At 64.3% G+C, this 1,402-nt stretch carries 2 protein-coding genes; one reads left to right on the forward strand and one right to left on the reverse strand.

What is annotated here, in order from left to right; all coding sequences use genetic code 11:
* A partial coding sequence (locus tag EN964_RS34605; protein WP_164776388.1) for a TetR/AcrR family transcriptional regulator occupies positions 1-398 on the reverse strand: 398 nt, incomplete at its 3' end.
* A 104-nt stretch (positions 399-502) separates the two neighbouring features.
* On the opposite strand from EN964_RS34605, the gene EN964_RS34610 reads away from it, so the two are divergent.
* Complete coding sequence (locus EN964_RS34610) at positions 503-1,336, forward strand: NAD(P)H-binding protein (protein WP_127277442.1); 834 nt, start codon at positions 503-505, stop codon at positions 1,334-1,336.
* The last annotated feature ends 66 nt before the right edge of the window (positions 1,337-1,402 follow it).

Below are 1,402 nucleotides of genomic sequence, written 5' to 3' on the forward strand. Positions count from 1 at the left end.
TGCGTGCCCGACCAGATGTCGCGCATCACCGGTTCGGCCAGGAACAGCCGGTAATAGATGTCGACCAACTCTGAAAACGCGGACTGCAGGCCTTCGGCGTCCCTGACACCAGCCAGTGCTGCCGAAATGCAGGACTGGCTTTCGGCGGTGTAGCGCTCGGCCAGCGCCCAGATGATCGCCCGCTTGTCCGGAAAGAACTGGTAGAGCGACCCGATCGACACCCCGGCCCGTTCCGCCACCTCTCCCATGCGCATGGCGTCGCTGCCTTGCTCGGCGATCAGCGCTGAGGCGGCAGTCAGCATGCGCTCGACCCGCTCGCGGCTGCGCTGCTGGCTGGGCGCCCGGCGCGGCGAAGCAATCTGCTCCCGCGGGGAAACCGGCGCGGCCGTGTCTTCCATGACTGACTCCAATGCCAGCAAAATCGCTTGACTCGCAAAATACGAGGGTTTATCACATTTTGCAAACGTGAGTATTATTCATATTTTAAACAGAGGAAACGGTTATGACTGACCCGACAACCAAACCAATTCTGATCCTCGGCGGCACCGGCAAGACCGGCCGCCGTCTCGCCGAGCGGCTGACGGCGCACGACCTGCCGGTGCGGATCGGCTCGCGCTCCGGTACACCGCGCTTCGACTGGGAAGTCCCAGCGACCTGGGGACCGGCAATGCAAGGCGTCAGCGCCCTCTACATCAGCTACTATCCCGACATCGCCGTGCCGGGCGCCGCTGAAACCGTCGACGCCTTCGCCAGGCTCGCGGTGCAAAACGGTGTCACCCGACTGGTGCTGCTGTCGGGGCGCGGCGAAACGGAAGCCCAGCGCGCCGAAGAGATGCTGAAGGCCTCGGGCGCCGACTGGACCATCCTGCGCTGCGCTTGGTTCTCGCAGAACTTCAGCGAAGGCTTCTTCACCGGGTCCCTGGCTGAAGGCGAAGTGGCGTTGCCGATCGGCAATGTCGGCGAGCCCTTTGTCGATGCCGACGACATCGCCGACGCCGCCTTTGCCGTGCTGACGGAGCCAGGCCATGTCGGCCAGCTCTATGAGTTGACCGGGCCGCGGCTGCTGAGCTTCGCAGACGCGGTCGCCGAGATTGCCAAGGCGGCCGGACGCGACATCCGCTTTGTCAGGATCTCGCATGACGAATTCACTGCCGCAGTGGCCGCGCATGAGCTGCCGCCCGAATTCGGCTGGCTGCTCAATGAGCTGTTCACCCAGGTGCACGACGGCCGCAACGAGTCGCTCACCGACGGCGTCCAGCGCGTGCTTGGTCGCCAGCCAAGAGACTTCTCCGCCTACGCAACGCAAACCGCCGCAACCGGCATCTGGAGCAACTGACATGATCGCGAAGCTTCTCCCCACCCTCATCTTCATCGCCGCAATCGGCTCAGGCGTCGTCGGTGG

This window comes from Mesorhizobium sp. M7A.F.Ca.CA.001.10.2.1 (genome assembly GCF_003998575.1).
In the GTDB taxonomy this organism is placed as follows: Bacteria; Pseudomonadota; Alphaproteobacteria; order Rhizobiales; family Rhizobiaceae; genus Mesorhizobium.

Coding starts and splice junctions, on each gene's coding strand:
- EN964_RS34610 (WP_127277442.1), top strand. CDS start 503: ATGACTGACCCGACAACCAAACCAATTCTGATCCTCGGCGGCACCGGC.